This window comes from Tardiphaga sp. 42S5 (genome assembly GCF_034044155.1).
GTDB classification, from domain to species: domain Bacteria; phylum Pseudomonadota; class Alphaproteobacteria; order Rhizobiales; family Xanthobacteraceae; genus Tardiphaga; species Tardiphaga robiniae.
The window spans coordinates 3033760-3051278 of the sequence record NZ_CP139027.1 but is presented as its reverse complement, the minus strand read 5'-3'; the positions used below and the strand labels follow the sequence as shown (position 1 = coordinate 3051278).

General features: G+C 61.4%; 18 protein-coding genes and 1 tRNA gene. 6 read left to right on the top strand and 13 right to left on the bottom strand.

Going from position 1 to position 17519, the window contains the following annotated elements; all coding sequences use genetic code 11:
- The first annotated feature begins 38 nt into the window (after positions 1-38).
- From SFY93_RS14220 to SFY93_RS14205, 4 genes are all read left to right on the top strand, one after another.
- The gene (locus tag SFY93_RS14220; RefSeq protein WP_320447563.1) at positions 39-725 is read left to right on the top strand and encodes an L-fuculose-phosphate aldolase; all 687 of its coding nucleotides are present in this window, start codon (positions 39-41) and stop codon (positions 723-725) included.
- Between the two features lie 33 nt (positions 726-758).
- Positions 759-1718, top strand: a complete 960-nt coding sequence (locus SFY93_RS14215) for a sugar kinase (protein ID WP_320447562.1) — start codon at positions 759-761, stop codon at positions 1716-1718.
- Positions 1719-1757: 39 nt separating this feature from the next.
- The gene (locus SFY93_RS14210) at positions 1758-2504 is read left to right on the top strand and encodes an SDR family NAD(P)-dependent oxidoreductase (RefSeq protein ID WP_320447561.1); all 747 of its coding nucleotides are present in this window, start codon (positions 1758-1760) and stop codon (positions 2502-2504) included.
- Between the two features lie 328 nt (positions 2505-2832).
- A complete protein-coding gene (locus SFY93_RS14205; RefSeq protein WP_320447560.1) occupies positions 2833-3252 on the top strand; it encodes a hypothetical protein in 420 nt (139 codons plus the stop codon).
- A gap of 76 nt (positions 3253-3328) precedes the next feature.
- On the opposite strand, the gene SFY93_RS14200 is transcribed toward SFY93_RS14205, so the two are convergent.
- The 8 genes from SFY93_RS14200 to SFY93_RS14165 form a co-directional block, all read right to left on the bottom strand.
- A complete protein-coding gene (locus SFY93_RS14200; protein WP_320447559.1) occupies positions 3329-3802 on the bottom strand; it encodes a hypothetical protein in 474 nt (157 codons plus the stop codon).
- Positions 3803-4171: 369 nt separating this feature from the next.
- Positions 4172-4447 carry a hypothetical protein gene (locus SFY93_RS14195; protein WP_093760270.1) on the bottom strand — a complete coding sequence of 92 codons (276 nt, stop codon included), beginning with the start codon at positions 4445-4447 and terminating at the stop codon, positions 4172-4174.
- 386 nt (positions 4448-4833) lie between these two features.
- Positions 4834-4909: transfer RNA gene (locus tag SFY93_RS14190), tRNA-Lys, on the bottom strand.
- 173 nt (positions 4910-5082) lie between these two features.
- Positions 5083-5736: a Spy/CpxP family protein refolding chaperone gene (locus tag SFY93_RS14185; protein ID WP_320447558.1), complete on the bottom strand. Its 654-nt coding sequence runs from the start codon at positions 5734-5736 to the stop codon at positions 5083-5085.
- Positions 5737-5873: 137 nt separating this feature from the next.
- A complete protein-coding gene (locus SFY93_RS14180) occupies positions 5874-7199 on the bottom strand; it encodes a TRAP transporter large permease (RefSeq protein ID WP_068738414.1) in 1326 nt (441 codons plus the stop codon).
- Positions 7196-7771, bottom strand: a complete 576-nt coding sequence (locus SFY93_RS14175; protein ID WP_068738416.1) for a TRAP transporter small permease — start codon at positions 7769-7771, stop codon at positions 7196-7198. The genes SFY93_RS14180 and SFY93_RS14175 overlap by 4 nt, the downstream gene beginning before the upstream one ends.
- A gap of 144 nt (positions 7772-7915) precedes the next feature.
- Entirely contained in the window at positions 7916-8917 is a 1002-nt protein-coding gene (locus SFY93_RS14170; protein ID WP_068738418.1) for a TRAP transporter substrate-binding protein, read from the bottom strand.
- Positions 8918-9104: 187 nt separating this feature from the next.
- The gene (locus tag SFY93_RS14165) at positions 9105-10685 is read right to left on the bottom strand and encodes a 2-isopropylmalate synthase (protein WP_320447557.1); all 1581 of its coding nucleotides are present in this window, start codon (positions 10683-10685) and stop codon (positions 9105-9107) included.
- A 500-nt stretch (positions 10686-11185) separates the two neighbouring features.
- Between SFY93_RS14165 and SFY93_RS14160 the strand changes: the two genes are divergently transcribed.
- On the top strand, positions 11186-12079 hold the full coding sequence (locus SFY93_RS14160) for a dihydrodipicolinate synthase family protein (RefSeq protein ID WP_320447556.1): 894 nt from the start codon (positions 11186-11188) through the stop codon (positions 12077-12079).
- Between the two features lie 151 nt (positions 12080-12230).
- On the opposite strand, the gene SFY93_RS14155 is transcribed toward SFY93_RS14160, so the two are convergent.
- The 3 genes from SFY93_RS14155 to SFY93_RS14145 all read right to left on the bottom strand — a co-directional run bounded on the left by SFY93_RS14155 (position 12231) and on the right by SFY93_RS14145 (position 15020).
- Complete coding sequence (locus SFY93_RS14155; protein WP_320447555.1) at positions 12231-13214, bottom strand: polyphosphate kinase 2 family protein; 984 nt, start codon at positions 13212-13214, stop codon at positions 12231-12233.
- A gap of 66 nt (positions 13215-13280) precedes the next feature.
- On the bottom strand, positions 13281-13988 hold the full coding sequence (locus tag SFY93_RS14150) for an NUDIX hydrolase (RefSeq protein WP_320447554.1): 708 nt from the start codon (positions 13986-13988) through the stop codon (positions 13281-13283).
- A gap of 9 nt (positions 13989-13997) precedes the next feature.
- Positions 13998-15020: an ABC transporter substrate-binding protein gene (locus SFY93_RS14145; RefSeq protein ID WP_320447771.1), complete on the bottom strand. Its 1023-nt coding sequence runs from the start codon at positions 15018-15020 to the stop codon at positions 13998-14000.
- 178 nt (positions 15021-15198) lie between these two features.
- Between SFY93_RS14145 and SFY93_RS14140 the strand changes: the two genes are divergently transcribed.
- On the top strand, positions 15199-15660 hold the full coding sequence (locus SFY93_RS14140) for a cupin domain-containing protein (protein ID WP_320447553.1): 462 nt from the start codon (positions 15199-15201) through the stop codon (positions 15658-15660).
- Between the two features lie 135 nt (positions 15661-15795).
- Here SFY93_RS14140 and SFY93_RS14135 read toward each other — a convergent pair whose 3' ends face one another.
- Entirely contained in the window at positions 15796-16584 is a 789-nt protein-coding gene (locus tag SFY93_RS14135) for an ABC transporter permease (protein WP_320447552.1), read from the bottom strand.
- Positions 16581-17387: an ABC transporter ATP-binding protein gene (locus tag SFY93_RS14130; RefSeq protein WP_320447770.1), complete on the bottom strand. Its 807-nt coding sequence runs from the start codon at positions 17385-17387 to the stop codon at positions 16581-16583. The genes SFY93_RS14135 and SFY93_RS14130 overlap by 4 nt, the downstream gene beginning before the upstream one ends.
- Positions 17388-17519 lie beyond the last annotated feature (132 nt).

Genomic DNA, 17519 nt, shown 5'->3' with positions numbered 1-17519 from the left:
GGTAAGAGCCGCAGCGACGACTTTCGAGGAAACAAGCCATGACGCATCCAAGCGCCGCAGACGTCGCAACCCGACAGGCCATCATCGATGCCTGCCACGAAATGTCGGCTGCCGGTATCAATCAGGGCACGTCCGGCAATATCAGCGTCCGCACCGGGGACGGCATCCTGCTGACGCCGTCCGGTGTTCCCTACGACAGCATGCGGCCGGAAGACATCGTCGCGATGAAATGGGATGGCTCGTGGACGGCGCCGGCAGGCCGCGTGCCCTCGACGGAATGGCGTTTCCACCTCGACATACTCAAGGCCAAGCCCGAAACGAATGCCGTCGTGCACGCGCATCCAATCTTCTGCACGATCATCGCGATCATGAACCGCAGCATTCCCGCGATCCACTACATGATCGCGGCGGCCGGCGGCAACGACATCCCCTGCGCGCCCTATGCGCAATATGGCACCGCGGAACTGTCGCAAGCGGCACTGGAGGCGCTGCGCCATCGCCGCGCCTGCCTGCTCGCCCATCACGGGCTGATCGCCATCGGCCCCAATCTGCGCAAGGCGATGTGGCTTGCAGTGGAGGTCGAGGTGCTCGCCAAGCAGTATCACGGCTGCTTGCAACTCGGCACGCCGCCGCTGCTGCCGGATGCCGAGATCGACAGCATCCTGAAGCGATGGGGACAATACGGCCTGCGCGACAGCGACGGCACGCCGAAAACCTCGACCTAACAAACCAGCACCAACAATTGCGAGACTTGCCACATGGCCCATCCCCACGACGTCAGCGTCTGCGGCACCTACATCCTGGACATCCTCGGCGTCCCCATCACTGAAATCCCGGCCGGCGGCGGTCGCGCGCTGATCGATGAGATCCGGCTCACGGTCGCTGGCACCGCGGGCGGCACCGTGGTGCCCTGCGCGCGTCTCGGACTGAAGGCGATCGCCGTCGGCGCGGTTGGCGCCGACGAGAAGGCCGACTGGGTGCTGAATGCGATGGAACGCGAGGGCATCGATATTTCGGTGATGGAGCGGATGGCCGGCGTGCCGACCTCCGCCACCATCCTGCCGATCCGTCCGGATGGCTCGCGCCCGGTGCTACATGCGCGCGGCGCCTCCGCGCGCTGGAAGATTTCGCCCGAAGCGCAGAAAGCCGCCTGCCGCAGCAAGGTGCTGCATCTTGGCGGCGTCGGCTCGCTGCTGGCGATGGACGGCGAGCCGACGGTGGCGCTGCTGCGCGATGCCAAGGCGGCCGGCTGCATCACCACCGTCGATCTCATCCAGGCACGCGGCGAGACGCTGGCACTGGTCGAACCGCTGATGCCCTATACGGACTTCTTCATGCCGAGCATCGACGAGACCCACGCGCTGGTCGGCACCGACGATCCCGCGGCCTGCGCGCAGTATTTCATCGGCAAGGGCGCCGGTGCCTGCGCGATCTCGCTCGGCGAACACGGCTCTTTCATCGTGACGCGCGACGGGCGGCAGTTCACGGTACCGGCCTTCGAGGTGACGGTGCGCGACACCTCCGGCTGCGGCGATTCCTATACCGGCGGCTTCATCGCCGGCCTGGTCCGCGACTGGGACCTGCTGGACTGCGCAAAACTGGCGACAGCCACGGCCGCCATCGTCGCGACGGGGCTCGGTTCCGGCGCCAATCTCGTGTCCTTCGAGGAGACGGTCAAGGCGATGAACACGCTGCCCGTCCGCGGCGCACGCGCCTAATCCATCCATCGACAGCTTTCACAGAAGCAGGAACATCACATGACCAGACATGCCATCGTCACCGGCGCCAGCCGCGGAATCGGACGTGCCATCGCCCTTGGCCTCGCCAAGCGCGGCTACAATCTCGCTCTGACGGACATCGCGTCGCAGGAGAGCACGCTGCTGGAGACCGTCACGGATGTGAAGAAGCTCGGCGGCAAGTGCATTCCGGTGCTGGCAGATGTCAGCAAGCTCGAGGATTGCCAGCGCTCGGTTGCGGAAGCGGTCGCGGGTCTCGGCCATGTCGATGTTCTCGTCAACAATGCCGGCATCCTGCGTCTCGCGACCATCGAAGAAACCACGCCCGAACACTGGGACCAGACCTTCGCCGTGAACGTCCGCGGCGTGTTCCAGATGACCCAGGCGATGGTCGTCCACATGAAGGAGCGCAAATACGGGCGCATCGTCAACATCGCCTCGCTGGCCGCGCGCACCGGCGGCCCCGGCCAGTCGCATTATGCCGCGTCGAAATCCGCTGTGGTGGGCTTCACGCGGGTCTCGTCGATGGAATTCGGTGGCCATGGCATCACGGTGAATGCCGTATGCCCCGGCATCATCCTCACCGAGATGGGCCGCAACAACCTGGGCGATCCGGAGCGGGTCACCTATTTCGAGAAGATCACCGACCTGCATCGGCTCGGCGAGCCGGAAGACGTCGTCGGCCCCGTCGCATTCTTCGCCTCCGACGATTCCGCCTTCGTGACGGGCCAGGCACTCAACGTGGATGGCGGTATCTTCTACAGCTAATCGACCTCAATCCGAGATCGACGCCCGGCAACGAACGCACGACCCTGCCGGACTTCGCGGACGTGCGTATCCGGGACCGCGCAATGATACGGCGGCCCCTGCTCCATACTCACAAACGATAACGCAGCGCTTCGACCAGACGCGTGAAGGCGGCGGTCGAACGTCGAAGCGATCCTGGACGCGCCCATCTGGACATTAGGCTTGGGATTTTGGCGCGGTCAGAATGAGGTGACGCCTCGGCCGGCAGCTTTTTTTGCCCCGCGCTGCAACCAACGGGGTTCACGGATGTTGCAGCATTTGCTGGGTGGCCGTCCATAGGAGCGCATCCATGTGTGATTACAGCCTGCACGCGGTCGCCAACCGTCCCGCAGAGGTGGCGGATAGGTTGGTATCGACAAGATTTCCTTCGACGACGACCAAAGGGTTCGCAAGCTTCGACGATCCAAACGTTGCGGTATGCCTTCGCCCTGGCACCGAGATCGCTTTTGAAGAAAACGTCCGAGTCGATGGATGGGTGTTTCGCCGCAACGTCAACGATCGACTAGCCCGGTTTCGTCAAATTGACATGGGCCAGTATCACAATCACCACGACGCGCTGGAATTCTCAAATGGCAGGATTGTTCTCGTCACAGACCTGAGGCCCGGGCAGAAGGCAGTCGTGCTGCAATTACCGGTCAGCCAGGCAATCCAGAAAACCAGGACCGCTGCGCCCGCAGCGACGCCGCGGGTCGCTCGGACCACTCCCTGACGCGCCATATCGCCAATAGGTAGAAGAGACCCGCCGACGCTACTCGGCGGGTCTCATTTCATTGATAGGGTCTAGGCTATTGTTCGACGCCTGGCGGCATATTAGCCGAACCGCAGACCGCCATAACCCGCTCGATACCCTCGGGCGTTTTTTCTTTGGCTCCCTTGAACCTTTCAGCCACGTCCATCGTACCAATTTGTACTGGGGATTTCAGGGCCCAGTGTTTAGCCAACGTCGCCGGGGCGATCATACTCCGCCCAGGGCGGCGTTGCGCGTACGATCCCACCCGCCTCACCCGCGGGCTTTTGCAGAGCCGCACGCCATCGGCTAGAATGCCGGGATGACGAACACAAAAGCATGGCAGTCCAAGCTGCTCGACGAACCCAGGATCGGCTTTGTTGAAGAGCACGGTTCGCGCGCGGCCAATGCCGAGCGCGCCATGGTCGTCGAGCGCCGGCACAAACCGACGGCATCCCCTCGGACGACTCCGAAACACGATCCTCTGGCGAAGATCCTGAACGAACCGCGCGTGGGCTTCGAGACTATCCATCGATCCGCCTCCAGGTCGCCAAAATGAAAGAGCCGCCCACTGAGGCGGCCTTACTGCTTGGGAAGCCTAAAACCAGATCGGTGCCGAAAATGAAAATACAGGCCGGCGCCTATTCCCAACACCCAGCATATCGTTGCGATGCCATGGATCATGTACTTCACCACAGGATGATCGTTGGGTATTCCGAACTGACTGACGCCCAGCACGAGCGCTAGACACAAGATTACCGTCGCCAGAATCCCGGCCGCCGACCCCGCGCAAAACCACAAAAAGAGCTTCATCTGCAGATAGTGGCCCGTCTGCCCCTAACGTTTCTTAAATTCGGCCACCACGGTTTTCAAACCAGGCCACTGAGGTCGGACGAATAGTCTAGAGCTTCGCCTGGACCGTCCAGAATGATGCATCTTTATCGGACAGGTCATTGTGGATGGTGCTGTCGCTCGGGGCGTGTGGACGCAGCCGCCAAGCCTCCGAATTGATCTCCAATTCGAGCTCGCTGTGCGAAGCTGAGATCACCTTACCTGACACCCGACTTTTGTTAGGGTATTCGAGCGCAAGCGTTTCTCCCGGCGCCACCGATTTGGCGACGACAGAAATCACGGTGCCGGTTTTGATATCTTTTCCGTTGATGAAGGCGCTGAGCATCGACAAACTCCCATTTGCTGCTTGGTGATTGGACTTGAATGCAAAGCGCGCCGCACGACGGCACCAGAATGCTGTTTCTCCACATGTAGGAACGTGCACGCATCCCGGCGGTTCCACCTGGCCACCTCCCACAGAGGGCTCGGGACCAATAGAAAAATTCGGTCCGCGTTTTCGCTCGGGTTCGCAAAGACCTCCGGAAAGGTCGCTACAGCGCGCGGAGGAGGCTCAACGGGTTTTCGACGTTTTGGGCCTTCGTGGCTTGGCCGTCTGGCTGATGGATGGCTCAGCGAAAGACCAAAAGCAGGTGCCACGTCAGAATGACGGATGATGTCCGGTCGGAACGACTGACCACCGAAATTCTAACAATCTGATTTGTTGAGATTTTATGGTGGGCGCACTAGGGCTCGAACCTAGGACCCGGTGATTAAGAGTCACCTGCTCTACCAACTGAGCTATGCGCCCGGATCCAGATCCGGATATCCCCGTGGGGACGGCGTCGTTTAGCAAAGCGATCCGGGGATGTCCAGCGACGCTGTCACAAAAATTGCACCGTTTTTCGCAATCGCAAAAATGCGAAAAAGCCGCTGGATTTCAGCGGCTTCTTCGTCATTGCGACAGTGGAAAACTGCTCCGGATCAGAGCCGTTCGGCGCCCGGTGCGGCGTCGTGGTCGAATCTGTCGCCGGGGCCACCGGGACTGCGATCGTCGTCATCGCCGAAACGCGGGCGATCAAAGCCGGGAGGGCCGAATCCCTCGCCTTCGAAGCTGCCGCGCTCATAGCCCGGCCGCGGGCCGCGATGACGCCAGCCGCCCTCCCCGCCGCCAAAGCGACGGTCCATATGGGTCAGCACCGCCAGTCGGCGCTTCTGGCCATCATCGAGGGTCTTGTAGAGCGGGTCGGCGGCATCGGCGATCTTCTTCAGCGCGGCGGCCGTGGTGGCCATGTCGCCGGCGCGCTGCTGCAGGCGGGCGACCGGATTGTCCGGCGTGTCGGTCCGCTTCGCGTTGTCGTCGCGGTTCTTGCGCTCTTCCATGCGCGCATTGGCGCGGTCGATGCGCAGCTTGGCGAAATCGCGCACAGCGCTCTCTACCGCCGGCCACATCTTCTCCTGGTCCGGCGTCAGCTTGAGCCCGGCCTTCACGGCAGCGATGCGCGCATCGGCGAACGCAGCGCGGTCTTCCGGATTCATCCGGACGTGATGATGCATCCATGGACGGTGCTGGGCATAGACCGCGGTGGAACCGGCGATCACGGCGACAGCGGCACCGGCGAGCAAGATCTTCTTCATGGCAACCTCCTTTGGAAAGTCACCTGAAGATGATCCTGCGCTGCCACGGGTTCAACTTACGCTTTGGCCATATATTTTCCGGATGTGTTCGATTTCTGAATATGCATTCACGATGGAAACACTTCAGAATTCTTTTGTCACAGCATCCCGAGCAATCGCGGCAGCCACAGCGAGAGTTCCGGAATGTAGGTGATGAGGCCGAGGAAGATCAGCAGCGTGATCAGCCACGGCAGCACGGCAATGGAGAGTTCGGTGATCCCCATCTTCGCGATACCGGAGGCGACGTAGAGATTGAGTCCCACCGGCGGATGACACATGCCGATTTCCATATTGACCACGATGATGATGCCGAAGTGCACCGGATGAATGCCGAGCTTGACTGCGATCGGATAAAGGATCGGCGCCATGATCAGAACGATCGAGGACGGCTCCATCACGTTGCCGGCGAGCAGCAGCAGCAGGTTCACCACCAGCAGGAACGTGATCCAGTTGATGCCGCTGTTCGTGATCCAGTTCGACATCGCCTGCGGGATCTGCTCGCTGGTCATCAGGAACGAGAACAGCACCGCGTTGGTAACGATGTAGAGGATCATCGCGCTCATGCTGGCCGAGATCAGAAGAACCTTGGGCACGTCCTTCCACTTCATGTCCTTGTAGATGAACATCTCGATCAGGAAGGCGTAGACGGCGCTCATGGCGGCGGCTTCCGTCGGCGTGAACCAGCCGAGATAGATGCCTCCCAGCACGATAACGATCAGCGAAATGCCCCAAGCTGATTCCCGAAAGGCGTGCCAGCTCTCGGCCCAGGTTGCCTTCGGTATGCGCGGATAGTTGTTCTTCCACGCGCGATACCAGGTGGTGGCGGAGAGCATAATGGCAAGGATCACACCCGGTACCATTCCGGCCATGAACAATTGTCCGACCGAGGCGGAAGAGACCTTCTCGCCGGCAGGGCCGAAGTAAACCGCGCCGCTGGTCGATACTGCGTAGATCACCATGATGATCGAAGGCGGAATCAGATTGCCGAGCGCGCCGCCGGTGACGATGACGCCCGCGGCAAAGCGCTTCGGGTAACCGACCGACAACATGGCCGGCAGCATGATCGAGCCGATCGCCACCACAGTCGCCGGCGACGACCCCGACACCGCTGAAAACAGCGCAGCGGCCATCGTGGCTGCAATGCCCAGTCCGCCGGCCCAATGGCCGATCATGGTGCGCGCGAATTCGATCATTCGCCGCGCGACGCCGCCATGCGTGAGGAAGTTTCCGGCGAGGATGAAGAACGGGATCGCCATGATCTCGAACTTCTCGATGCCGGTAAACAGCTTCAGCGCGACGGATTCGATCGGCACGTTGGTCATGAAAAACAGGAACGTCAGCACCGTGAGGCCGAGCGCGATCGAGATCGGCATGCCCGTCAGCATCAGCACAACAAGCAGTCCGAAAATAATGGCAGCGATCATCGGATGATCCTCGCGGCGCTGGCGGCGGCGGCTTCGGGATCGATCCCCTCCACGTCGGTCTCGTCATGATGTGGGAGTTCGCCGGTGCGCCAGAACTTGCGAGCAACCTGCAGGAAGCGGAAGCACATCAGATAGGAGCCGAGCGGAACACAGAGATAGATGATCCAGCTCGGCAGTTCGAGATCGGGCGTCACCTGATCGGTGTACATCAGCCCGTAGACGAATTTCGCGCCCATGCTGCCGACCACAAAGGTGAAGAGCGCGCCGCAGAGCAGACCGAACATCACCACCGTCTTGCGCCAGGGCGGGTCGAGTTGGTTCACCAACACATCGACGCCGACATGGATGCCGGTCCGCACGCCGTAGGCGGCGCCGAACTTCGCCATCCACACAAACATCAAGATGCACAGCTCCTGCGCCCACGACAGGTGGATCGGAAACAAAAACGGATAGAAGAACGGGATGCCGACGAGGTAGCGATGTGCCACTGCAATGAAAATGATCACGGTCGCGGCCGCGATCAATGTCATGATCAGCAGTTCCTCAAGCCGATCGAGGATGCGAAGAAACATTTAGTCCCCCAGTGTGGGTCAACCGGCAATTGATCTGATCGCGGCGTGACCTTGCGCTAACCCCATTCCGCAGTCAGGCAACTGCGGCCCCCGGGGCGTCAGTGGCTTCCGCACCCGAGGGCGCGGAAGCTCACATCGTCAATCCTAGTTGGTGGCGCCGCGCGTTTCCTTGAGAAATTCGTCGATCAGTGGCTTGCCTACCCGGCCTGCCACATCGGTATAAACTGACTCCACCGCCTTGCGCATGCCGGCATCCTGCTCCGGCGTCAGTGTGACAAATTCGGTCTTGCCGCTCTTCTTCATCTCGGCGAGTGCGTCGTCGTTTTCCTTCGCCGACTGGCCGTTGCCATAGGCGGTGGCTTCCTTCATGGCCTTTTCCAGAAGGCCGCGAGTATCCGCCGGAATGCCATCCCAGAATTTCTTGTTCACCACCACAACGTAACCGATGTAACCGTGGTTGGTCAGCGTGGTGTACTTCTGCACCTCATGCATTTTCTGCGTGTAGATGTTGGACGGGGTGTTTTCCTGGCCATCGACCACGCCGGTCTGCAGCGCCTGATAGACTTCGGAGAACGCCATCACCTGCGGAATCGCGCCAAGCGTCCGGAATTGGGCTTCCAGTACCTTCGACGACTGAATGCGGAACTTCATGCCTTTGTAGTCCGCGGGAGTGAGCAACTTCTTGTTCGCGGTCATCTGCTTGAAGCCGTTGTCCCAATAGGCAAGGCCGGTCATGCCTTTGGAATCCAGCAGCTTGAGCAGCCGCGCGCCAAGCGGGCCGTCAGTCACCTTGCGCAGGGTGGCGAGGTCCGGAAGGATGTAGGGGAGATCGAAAACCTCGAACTCCTTGACGCCGATAGGCCCGAACTTCGAGTTCGACGGCGCCAGCATTTGCACCGCGCCGAGCTGCAAGGCTTCCAGCTCTTCCTTGTCCTTGTAGAGCTGCGAGTTCGGATAGACTTCGACCTTGACCTTGCCGTCGGTGTATTTCTCGGCGAGTTCCTTGAACTTCTCCGCAGCGAGGCCCTTCGGCGTGTTCGGCGCGACGACATGACTGAATTTGATGATGATAGGCGCCTGCGCGGCGGCCGGTCCTATCAATGCAAGCGCGGCAACCGATGCTGCTGCGAAAATCAATTTGCGCATGTGTTTCTCCCGTATGACCTGGGAGCTCATTGAGCGGCTCCCGCTTGTATGCCAGTTGCAGCAATACAGAGATCAATGCGCAAACACCATTGCCCCTTCGCAGGGGTGCAACATGAAATCGATGCTGCAACGCAAAATGCGGAGCCGAAGCTCCGCGTTGATTACGCGTCAAAGTTTTAGAGCGAGATTAGCTCGCGGCTGCAACCGGCGCCGGCATGTCGCGTGCGCGCTTCATGACGATCTTGTTCAACCCACCGAGATAGGCCTTGGCCGAAGCGACCAGCGTATCCGGATCGGCCGCACGCGAGGTCATCGAGCGGCCTTCATGGGCCAGACGCACCGACACTTCCGCCTGCGCGTCGGTGCCTTCGGTGACGGCGTGGACCTGATACAGTTCCAGCTTGGCCTCGTGCGGCACCAGCGCCTTGATGCAGTTGAACACCGCATCGACCGGACCATTGCCCTCGGCCTCCTCGATCTTCATCACGCCGTCGACGTTCAGCTTCATGGTCGCGCGCTGCGGACCATGGGTGCCGGCGATGACCGTCAGCGACACCAGCTTGATGCGGTCATGGGCGGCAGTCATTTCCTGATCGACCAGCGCTTCCAGATCCTCGTCGTAGATGTCCTTCTTGCGATCGGCCAAGGCCTTGAAGCGCACGAAGGCGTCTTCCAACTGGTTCTGGCCCAGCTTGTAGCCCATCTCCTCCAGCTTGTGGATGAAGGCATGACGGCCGGAATGCTTGCCCATCACCAGCGAGGTCTGCTTCACGCCGACCGTCTCCGGCAGCATGATCTCGTAGGTCTGCGCATTCTTCAGCATGCCGTCCTGATGGATGCCGCTCTCATGGGCGAAGGCGTTACGACCGACGATGGCCTTGTTGTACTGCACCGGGAACGAGGTCGCGGCCGAGACTTCCTTCGAGGCCCGCATCAGCATCGTGGTGTCGATGTTGTTCCAGTACGGCAATTTGTCATTGCGTACCTTCATCGCCATCACGATCTCTTCCAGCGCGGCATTGCCGGCGCGCTCGCCGATGCCGTTGATGGTGCATTCGATCTGCCGCGCACCGCCGCGGATGCCGGCCATCGAATTGGCGACGGCCATGCCGAGGTCGTTGTGGCAGTGAACCGAGAAGATCGCCTTGTCGGAATTCGGCACGTTCTCGCGCACGCGCTTGAACAGGTCGTAATATTCCTCGGGCACCGAATAGCCGACGGTGTCGGGGATGTTGATCGTGGTTGCACCGGCCTTGATCGCCGACTCGACGCAGCGGCACAGGAAGTCGAATTCGGTGCGGGTGCCGTCTTCCGACGACCATTCGACGTCATCGGTATGGTTGCGGGCACGAGTCACTGACGAGATCACCAGATCATGGACCGCGTCGGGCTCCATCTGCAGCTTGTACTTCATGTGCACCGGCGAGGTGGACAGGAAGGAATGGATGCGGCCGCGCTTGGCCGGGCGGATCGCCTCGGCGCAGCGGTCGATATCCTTCTGGCCGGCCCGCGACAGGCCGCAGACCACGGCATTCTTGGTGCGCTTGGCAATCTCGTTGACGGCTTCGAAGTCGCCGTCGGAGGCGATCGGGAAGCCGGCCTCAATGACGTCGACACCCATGGTGTCGAGCATCGCGGCGATCTCCAGCTTTTCCTCGAAGGTCATGGTGGCGCCGGGGCACTGCTCGCCGTCACGCAAGGTGGTGTCGAAAATGATGACGCGGTCCTTGTCGGACTTGTCCTGAACGGACGGGGTGGTCGAAGTCATGAGATATTCCTTAAGTCGGGGCGCTAATGTCTGGGCGCCAGAGGGAGCTGATGGTTCTGAATGTCATGATCCCCTGAGTACCCAGGCCAAACGGCCCAGACGGCGCTCAGGGGCAGATAAGCAGAAGCAGCCCGCCAAGAAGGAGGTTCGAGCGCAGCGCAGCCGGAATCGCGTCGGGACCAGCGGCAACAGCCACTCCCCCGGAAACTCCAACCATGTCGCTGCGAATCAGCATTGCCACACCTTCAGGCCCACATCCTCGGCCAAAACCAGTCTCAAGGAAAACCCTTGATGGTTCGTTGCCGACGAGGGCCTGAGGTCGTTCTAGACGACAAATGCGGGACCCTGCAACGGCTAAGAGGGTCAGGAGTACTGACCTAAATCCTCCTGCGAGAAGCTCGGGCGCGCGGCCGACTGGCCTAGCCAGAACATCGTCAACTGGACGTTTTCGCAGCCACCCTTTTGCCCTAAGACCGAACGGCAATTGCGAGGACAGGACGATGACTTTCGCCAGGGGATTATCCGCTTTCCCGATCACACCGATGAATACGAATGGCAGGGTCGATACGCCCGCGCTACGGCGGCTGGTGGCACCGCTGGCGGCCGCGAAGGTCGATTCCATCGGGCTGCTCGGCAGCACCGGATCGTATCCGTTCCTCAGCCGTGACGAGCGCCGGCGCGCCACTGAAGCCGCCATTGCGGAGGTCAACGGCCGCGTCCCCGTGCTGGTCGGCATCGGCGCGCTGCGCACCGACGAGACGATCGAACTCGCCCGCGATGCCAAGGCGGCCGGCGCGGCCGCCGGCCTGCTGGCGCCGGTGTCCTACACGCCGCTCACCGAGGACGAGGTGTTCGAGCACTTCCGGACGGTTGCCGGCGAGAGCAAACTGCCGATCGTCATCTACGACAATTTCGCCACCACGCATTTCAAGTTCACGCCCGACCTGGTCGGCCGCATCGCACGTATTCCCGGAGTCGTCGCGGTGAAGGGCACCTCCCCCGAAGCCAGCCTCGCCGCAGATCACCTGAAGCAGATGCGTGCCGCCGTGCCATCAGGCTTTTCAGTCGGCTATGCCGGTGACTGGAATTCGATGGAGACACTGCTGGCCGGCGGCGATGCCTGGTATTGCGTGGCGGCGGGCCTGTTTCCAAAGAGTTGTCTGGCCATCACCCGCGCAGCCCAGACCGGCAATGCCGACGAAGCGCGCCGCCTCAACAACGCGATGCAGCCGCTGTGGGATCTGTTCAAGCAGTTCTCCAGCCTGCGCGTGATGTATGCGGCTGCCGAGCAGATGGGGATCACCGATGCGCAGCCGCCACGCCCGGTGCTGCCATTACCGCACGCTGCGCAGGACAAGGTGGCAGAGGTGCTGAAGGAATTGAAGCTGAGTTAAACTAGCCCGCCGTAGCTGTCGTCCCCGCGAAGGCGGGGACCCATAGCCACGGTCGAACTAATCAAAACGGCAAAGTCGCGACGACAACGTACGAACGGCCTCTTCGGCGTGTATGGATCCCCGCCTTCGCGGGGATGACAGCCAGAAAATATCACGTTTTCTTCGCCACTTTCTTCTTGGCCTTCTTGGCCACCTTCTTCTTCGCGACCTTCTTCACCACAGGCTTGCCTTCCCGCCGCGGCCCTTCCTTCTCCAGCGCCTCGCGGATCAGCGTAAAGTCCTTCTTCGCCTCGCCGTCCACGGTCGGGAAGTGCAGGTCCAGCTTCTCCAGCGCGTTGACGATGGCCGAGCCGATCACCACGCGTGAGAACCATTTGCGATCCGCCGGCACCACATGCCACGGCGCCTCCTCGCAGGACGTATGCTTGATCAGGTCCTCATAGGCCTCCTGATACTTGTCCCACAGCGCGCGCTCGGCGATATCGGCCGATGAGAACTTCCAGTTCTTCGCCGGCTGCTCGAGACGATCGAGGAAGCGCTCGCGCTGCTCTTCCTTGGAGACGTTGAGAAAGAACTTCAGCACCACGGTGCCGTTGCGCGCGAGGTATTTCTCGAAGGCGGTGATGTCCTCGAAGCGCTCGCGCCAGATATCTTTTGTCACCAGCTCCGCCGGAATTTTCTGTTTGGCAAGAATCTCCGGATGCACCCGCACCACGAGACATTCCTCGTAGTAAGAGCGATTGAAGATGCCGATGCGGCCGCGCTGTGGCAGCGCGATGGTGTGGCGCCACATGAAATCGTGATCGAGTTCGTTCGACGACGGCGTCTTGAACGAATGCACCTCGCAGCCCTGCGGATTGATGCCGTCGAACACGCTCTCGATGGCGCTGTCCTTGCCGGCGGCGTCCATGCCCTGGAAGATCAGCAGCAGCGACCAGCGATCCTGTGCATAGAGCTTTTCCTGCAGCTCCTGCAGCCGGCGGCGGTTGGCTTCGATGATCTTCTTGCCGGTTTCCTTGTGCAGCCCGCCGCTGCCATTGGTGTCATGCGCCTTGAGGTGGAAAGCTTTCGAACCGTCGACCCGATACGGCTCGATATAGGACTTCAACGCGGATACAACGGGCTTGGCAGACATGAGATCGGCAACTCCGGGACACGGGGATTGCAAGCGTAGCGTGCCGATCCCGGCAATACCAGCAGATCACGTCGCTGACGTCAGTTGCGCTGTCATAAACGCTGTCACAAACAGCGGCATCGTCGGGGTGAAGTCGGCTTCGCTGCGCACCAGATGAATTCCGCTGAGCTCCGGCGACGCCTGACCGGCAAGATTCGCCTCGATGGTGCTGCGCAGCGCCTCACCCGGCCGATCCGCATTTAGAATACGCATCATCGCTACCGAGAAATCCGTCACGACGCAGAACCAGCCAGCGTCGGCCCGGTAATCGGCTTCCGTCAGACCGAGCTCTTCCTCGACTTCACGCGTCACACTGCCCGCGATATCGACCACATCGCCACGGAGGTCGTCCAGATCGGGCGTGCCCGCCGCAAAATAGATACGTCCGGCATTGGATGTATGTTGTCCCATCTCGCCGAGCACGAAGGCGCCGTCGCTGGCACGCAGCGCGCCCATGCCAAAGCCGTTGAACACGGCCGGATCGGGACAGCGCCAATCCCGCCACGCCAGAAAGCTCGCAAAATCGGTCTCGAAATAGTCCGCGCGAAACCGCTCGCCGGTGAACTGCGCATTGCGCGCCAGCAACACGCGCCCATTGAACAGTTGCGGCTTCTCGGCGCGCTTGCTTGCGAAGTGAGCGTCGATCTCCTCCCGCTGCTCACGCGCGAATGGCCACTGCCAATCGCTGCGTGTGAGGTTGAGTTGCGTGACGCGGTGAATGACCGGCGTCATCATGCGCAGAACCTACTTCGCATTCGTCCCCATCGTCTTGGCAAACTGTTCGACATATTTATTGGTGTAGGTCTTGCTGACATCGATATTGGCTTTCGCCACCTCCGGCGAGCCCTCGCTGAACACGGCGAGCACGGCAGCCGCGCCCTTCGGATCCATCAGCCCCGTCTCCGAATACATCGGGAGCGTGTTTTTGAGCGCCGCGAGATAGAGCTCCTTGTCCTTGCCGACGATACCTTCCGGCATCTTCGCCATGATCTCTTCCGGCGTATGACTGTGGATCCACTTCAGCGTGTTCATGATCGCGTTGGTCAGACCCTGCACTTCCTTCTCATGTCCCTTGACCCATGCGGTCGTCGAATACAGCGCGCCGCCGGGATATTCGCCGGAGAACACCGCAAGCGTGTCCCTCTGCGTGCGGGTATCGCTGAGAATCGTGAGGTCTTTGTGGCTGCCCTGCAGCACGGTGACGGCAGGATCGAGCATCACCGCGGCTTCGATCTGCCCCTGCTCCATCGCCGCTACTGCCGTCGCGCCGAGGCCGACGCCGATCACCGCAGTACCGGCCGGATCGAGGCCGTTCTTCTTGAGCTGATACTTCAGAAAGAAGTCTGTCGACGAGCCCGGCGCGCTGACGCCGACTTTCTTGCCGGCGAGATCCTTGATCGACGTGATCTTGCCGGTGTGCTTCGGCGACACCACCAGCACGAGACCGGGATAGCGGTCATAGACCACGAAGCTCTGCAGCTCCTGCTTCTTGGCCGCGAGGTTCACGCAATGATCGAAATAGCCGGAGACCACGTCGGCGCTGCCGCCGAGCACCGCTTTCAACGCATCGGAGCCGCCCTTGAGATCGACCAGTTCGACCGCGAGACCCGCTTTCTCATATTCGCCGAGCTGCTTGGCCAGCACGGTCGGCAGATAGCACAGGCACGCCCCGCCGCCGATGGCGATGGTCACCTTGGTTTGCGCTGCAGCGGGATGAACGAGAAACAGCGACAGCAGACCAGCGAAGAACAAACGGCCTGAAAACAAACGGTTCGGGAATAAACGGCTCAAGTTGGTTTTTATGTTTTTTGTCATTGTTTCCTCCGCTGCTATCGGGCGCAAAGGATAGATGAGCCTCTGCCGGATGGAAAGCCGGCACTGGTCAACGCACCCGGCGCGACATAGCATCCGCGCGACAAATCACTGTCATTCAGGGGGAACGTTCATGCAGCGCATCACCGCAACACTCTCCATCACGGCCGCTTTCGCCGCCGGCTGCCTGATCACGCATCTCGTGCCCGAGGGCATCACGCCGGCACAGGCTGCGGAAAACATCACCGCCCAGGTCATCCACGTGCCCGAACTCGTCGGCGACGCACTCGGCCCGGCCTCGCCCACCGGCTTCCGCTCCAAGATGTTCATGCAGGCCGACGGCGCGACCATCTCGGTGCAGGACGGCAATGTGGTGAAGCACATGCATCCCAACACCAATGAGATCCAGTACATCCTCGAAGGCACCGGCACCGTGTGGCTGGGCGACAAGGAAGTTCAGGTCAAGGCCGGCGACCTCATCATCATCCCGAAGGGCACGCCCCATGGCGGCACCAAGCCGGACGGCAAGCCGTTCCGCGCCATCGCCATCAAGACCCCACCGCAGGCGCCGGACGACACCAAGCCGCTGCCGTAAGTAGCGACGCTCTATCCACCGTCATGGCCGGGCTTGTCCCGGCCATCCACGTCTTCTCTTGCTTGCGGCCAAGGCGTGGATGCCCGGGACAAGCCCGGGCATGACGATCTCTAACATGCGCAGGGTCCGCGGCAGCTAGTTTCGGCCCGAAGCGCCATCCGGCTTCCACACCAGCAACCGCTTCTCGACCACTGACACCAGCACATCGATCACGATCACGAAGGCCGATAGCACGAACATGCCCGCGAACACGCCGGCGACATCGAATGTGCCTTCCGCCTGCTGGATGACATAACCCAGCCCCGCCGCCGATCCCAGATATTCGCCGACCACGGCGCCGACGACGGCAAAACCCACCGCGGTATGCAGCGACGAAAACATCCACGACAGTGCCGACGGCCAGAACACATGGCGCATCAACTGCCGCTCGCTCATGCCCAGCATGCGGCCATTGGCGAGCACCGTCGGCGAGACTTCCTTGACGCCCTGATAGACGTTGAAGAACACGATGAAGAACACCAGCGTGACGCCGAGCGCGACTTTCGACCAGATGCCGAGCCCGAGCCACAGCGCGAAGATCGGCGCCAGTACCACGCGCGGCAGCGCATTGGCCATCTTCACATAGGGATCAAAGATCGCGGCGAGCCGCGGCTGGCGCGCAAACCAGAAGCCGATCAGCACGCCCAGCGTCGAGCCAATGACGAAGGCCAGCACGGATTCCAGCAGTGTGATGCCGAGATGCTTCCAGATGATCCCGCTAGCGAACCAGCTAACAATCTGGCTGCCGACATCCCAGGGGTTGGAGAAGAAGAACGGCGGCAGCAGGATGCGGCCGAACACCGGCACGGTGGTGAACACATGCCACAGCCCGATGACGACCACGGCGACGAGCACCTGACACAGCAGCAGCACGGGACGCGTCATGACGCGGCTCCCATACCAGCGGACTGCGCATAGCCCTTCATCACCTCGTCCTTCAGCACGCTCCAGATCTCGCGATGAAGCGCGTGAAAATCCTTGTCGAGCCGCACCTCGAAAATATCGCGCGGCCGCGGCAACGGCACTTTCCAGTCGCCGATGATGCGCGAACCAGGCCCCGCCGACATGATGACGACGCGGTCCGCCAGCGCGATTGCCTCTTCGAGATCGTGGGTGACGAACAGCACCGCCTTGCGATCCCTGCTCCACAGATCCAGCAACAGGTTGCCCATCACCTGCCGGGTCTGTGCGTCAAGCGGCCCGAACGGCTCATCCATCAGCAGAATTTTCGGATTGCGGATCAGCACCTGCGCAAGACCGACGCGCTTGCGCTGGCCGCCCGACAGCATATGCGGATAGCGCCCGGCGAAGGCGCCGAGACCCACCGAGGTCAACCAGTCCTGCGCCCGCGTTAGCGCCTCGTCGCGTGCTATGCCGGCGATCTCCAGTCCGATGGCGACATTGTCGAGCGCGGTCTTCCAGGGAAACAGCGCGTCGGCCTGAAACAGGTAACCCGCCTGTGCGTTCAGTCCGCCCAGCGGCTGACCAAATATCCGGACAGCGCCGGAGGCTGGCGCCAGCAGACCGGCAGCGACATTGAGCAGTGTAGATTTGCCACAGCCGGTCGGCCCGACAATGGCAACGAACTCGCCATCCGCGACCCGGAGTGTCGCCTTCTCTACCGCCGTATAGACGCGGTTGTCAGCAATACCGAACGCCACCGTCGCGTCATCAAGCGCCACCGCCATCGATGCCGCGGCCTCACCTGCCTGCACGCGCGTCCCCCAGAGTGTTTTTGTTCCGGGACTGGCTTAGCGCTGCAGGGCAGACAATTCAACGGTGGGGCCGGGTTGGTGGGCCAGATGCTGCATGATAGCTTT

Bases quoted from the DNA above. Each gene is read 5' to 3' on its own strand.
- SFY93_RS14220 (WP_320447563.1), top strand. From the start codon at position 39: ATGACGCATCCAAGCGCCGCAGACGTCGCAACCCGACAGGCCATCATC.
- SFY93_RS14215 (WP_320447562.1), top strand. From the start codon at position 759: ATGGCCCATCCCCACGACGTCAGCGTCTGCGGCACCTACATCCTGGAC.
- SFY93_RS14210 (WP_320447561.1), top strand. From the start codon at position 1,758: ATGACCAGACATGCCATCGTCACCGGCGCCAGCCGCGGAATCGGACGT.
- SFY93_RS14205 (WP_320447560.1), top strand. From the start codon at position 2,833: ATGTGTGATTACAGCCTGCACGCGGTCGCCAACCGTCCCGCAGAGGTG.
- SFY93_RS14200 (WP_320447559.1), bottom strand. From the start codon at position 3,802: ATGGATAGTCTCGAAGCCCACGCGCGGTTCGTTCAGGATCTTCGCCAG.
- SFY93_RS14195 (WP_093760270.1), bottom strand. From the start codon at position 4,447: ATGCTCAGCGCCTTCATCAACGGAAAAGATATCAAAACCGGCACCGTG.
- SFY93_RS14185 (WP_320447558.1), bottom strand. From the start codon at position 5,736: ATGAAGAAGATCTTGCTCGCCGGTGCCGCTGTCGCCGTGATCGCCGGT.
- SFY93_RS14180 (WP_068738414.1), bottom strand. From the start codon at position 7,199: ATGATCGCTGCCATTATTTTCGGACTGCTTGTTGTGCTGATGCTGACG.
- SFY93_RS14175 (WP_068738416.1), bottom strand. From the start codon at position 7,771: ATGTTTCTTCGCATCCTCGATCGGCTTGAGGAACTGCTGATCATGACA.
- SFY93_RS14170 (WP_068738418.1), bottom strand. From the start codon at position 8,917: ATGCGCAAATTGATTTTCGCAGCAGCATCGGTTGCCGCGCTTGCATTG.
- SFY93_RS14165 (WP_320447557.1), bottom strand. From the start codon at position 10,685: ATGACTTCGACCACCCCGTCCGTTCAGGACAAGTCCGACAAGGACCGC.
- SFY93_RS14160 (WP_320447556.1), top strand. From the start codon at position 11,186: ATGACTTTCGCCAGGGGATTATCCGCTTTCCCGATCACACCGATGAAT.
- SFY93_RS14155 (WP_320447555.1), bottom strand. From the start codon at position 13,214: ATGTCTGCCAAGCCCGTTGTATCCGCGTTGAAGTCCTATATCGAGCCG.
- SFY93_RS14150 (WP_320447554.1), bottom strand. From the start codon at position 13,988: ATGATGACGCCGGTCATTCACCGCGTCACGCAACTCAACCTCACACGC.
- SFY93_RS14140 (WP_320447553.1), top strand. From the start codon at position 15,199: ATGCAGCGCATCACCGCAACACTCTCCATCACGGCCGCTTTCGCCGCC.
- SFY93_RS14135 (WP_320447552.1), bottom strand. From the start codon at position 16,584: ATGACGCGTCCCGTGCTGCTGCTGTGTCAGGTGCTCGTCGCCGTGGTC.
- SFY93_RS14130 (WP_320447770.1), bottom strand. From the start codon at position 17,387: ATGGCGGTGGCGCTTGATGACGCGACGGTGGCGTTCGGTATTGCTGAC.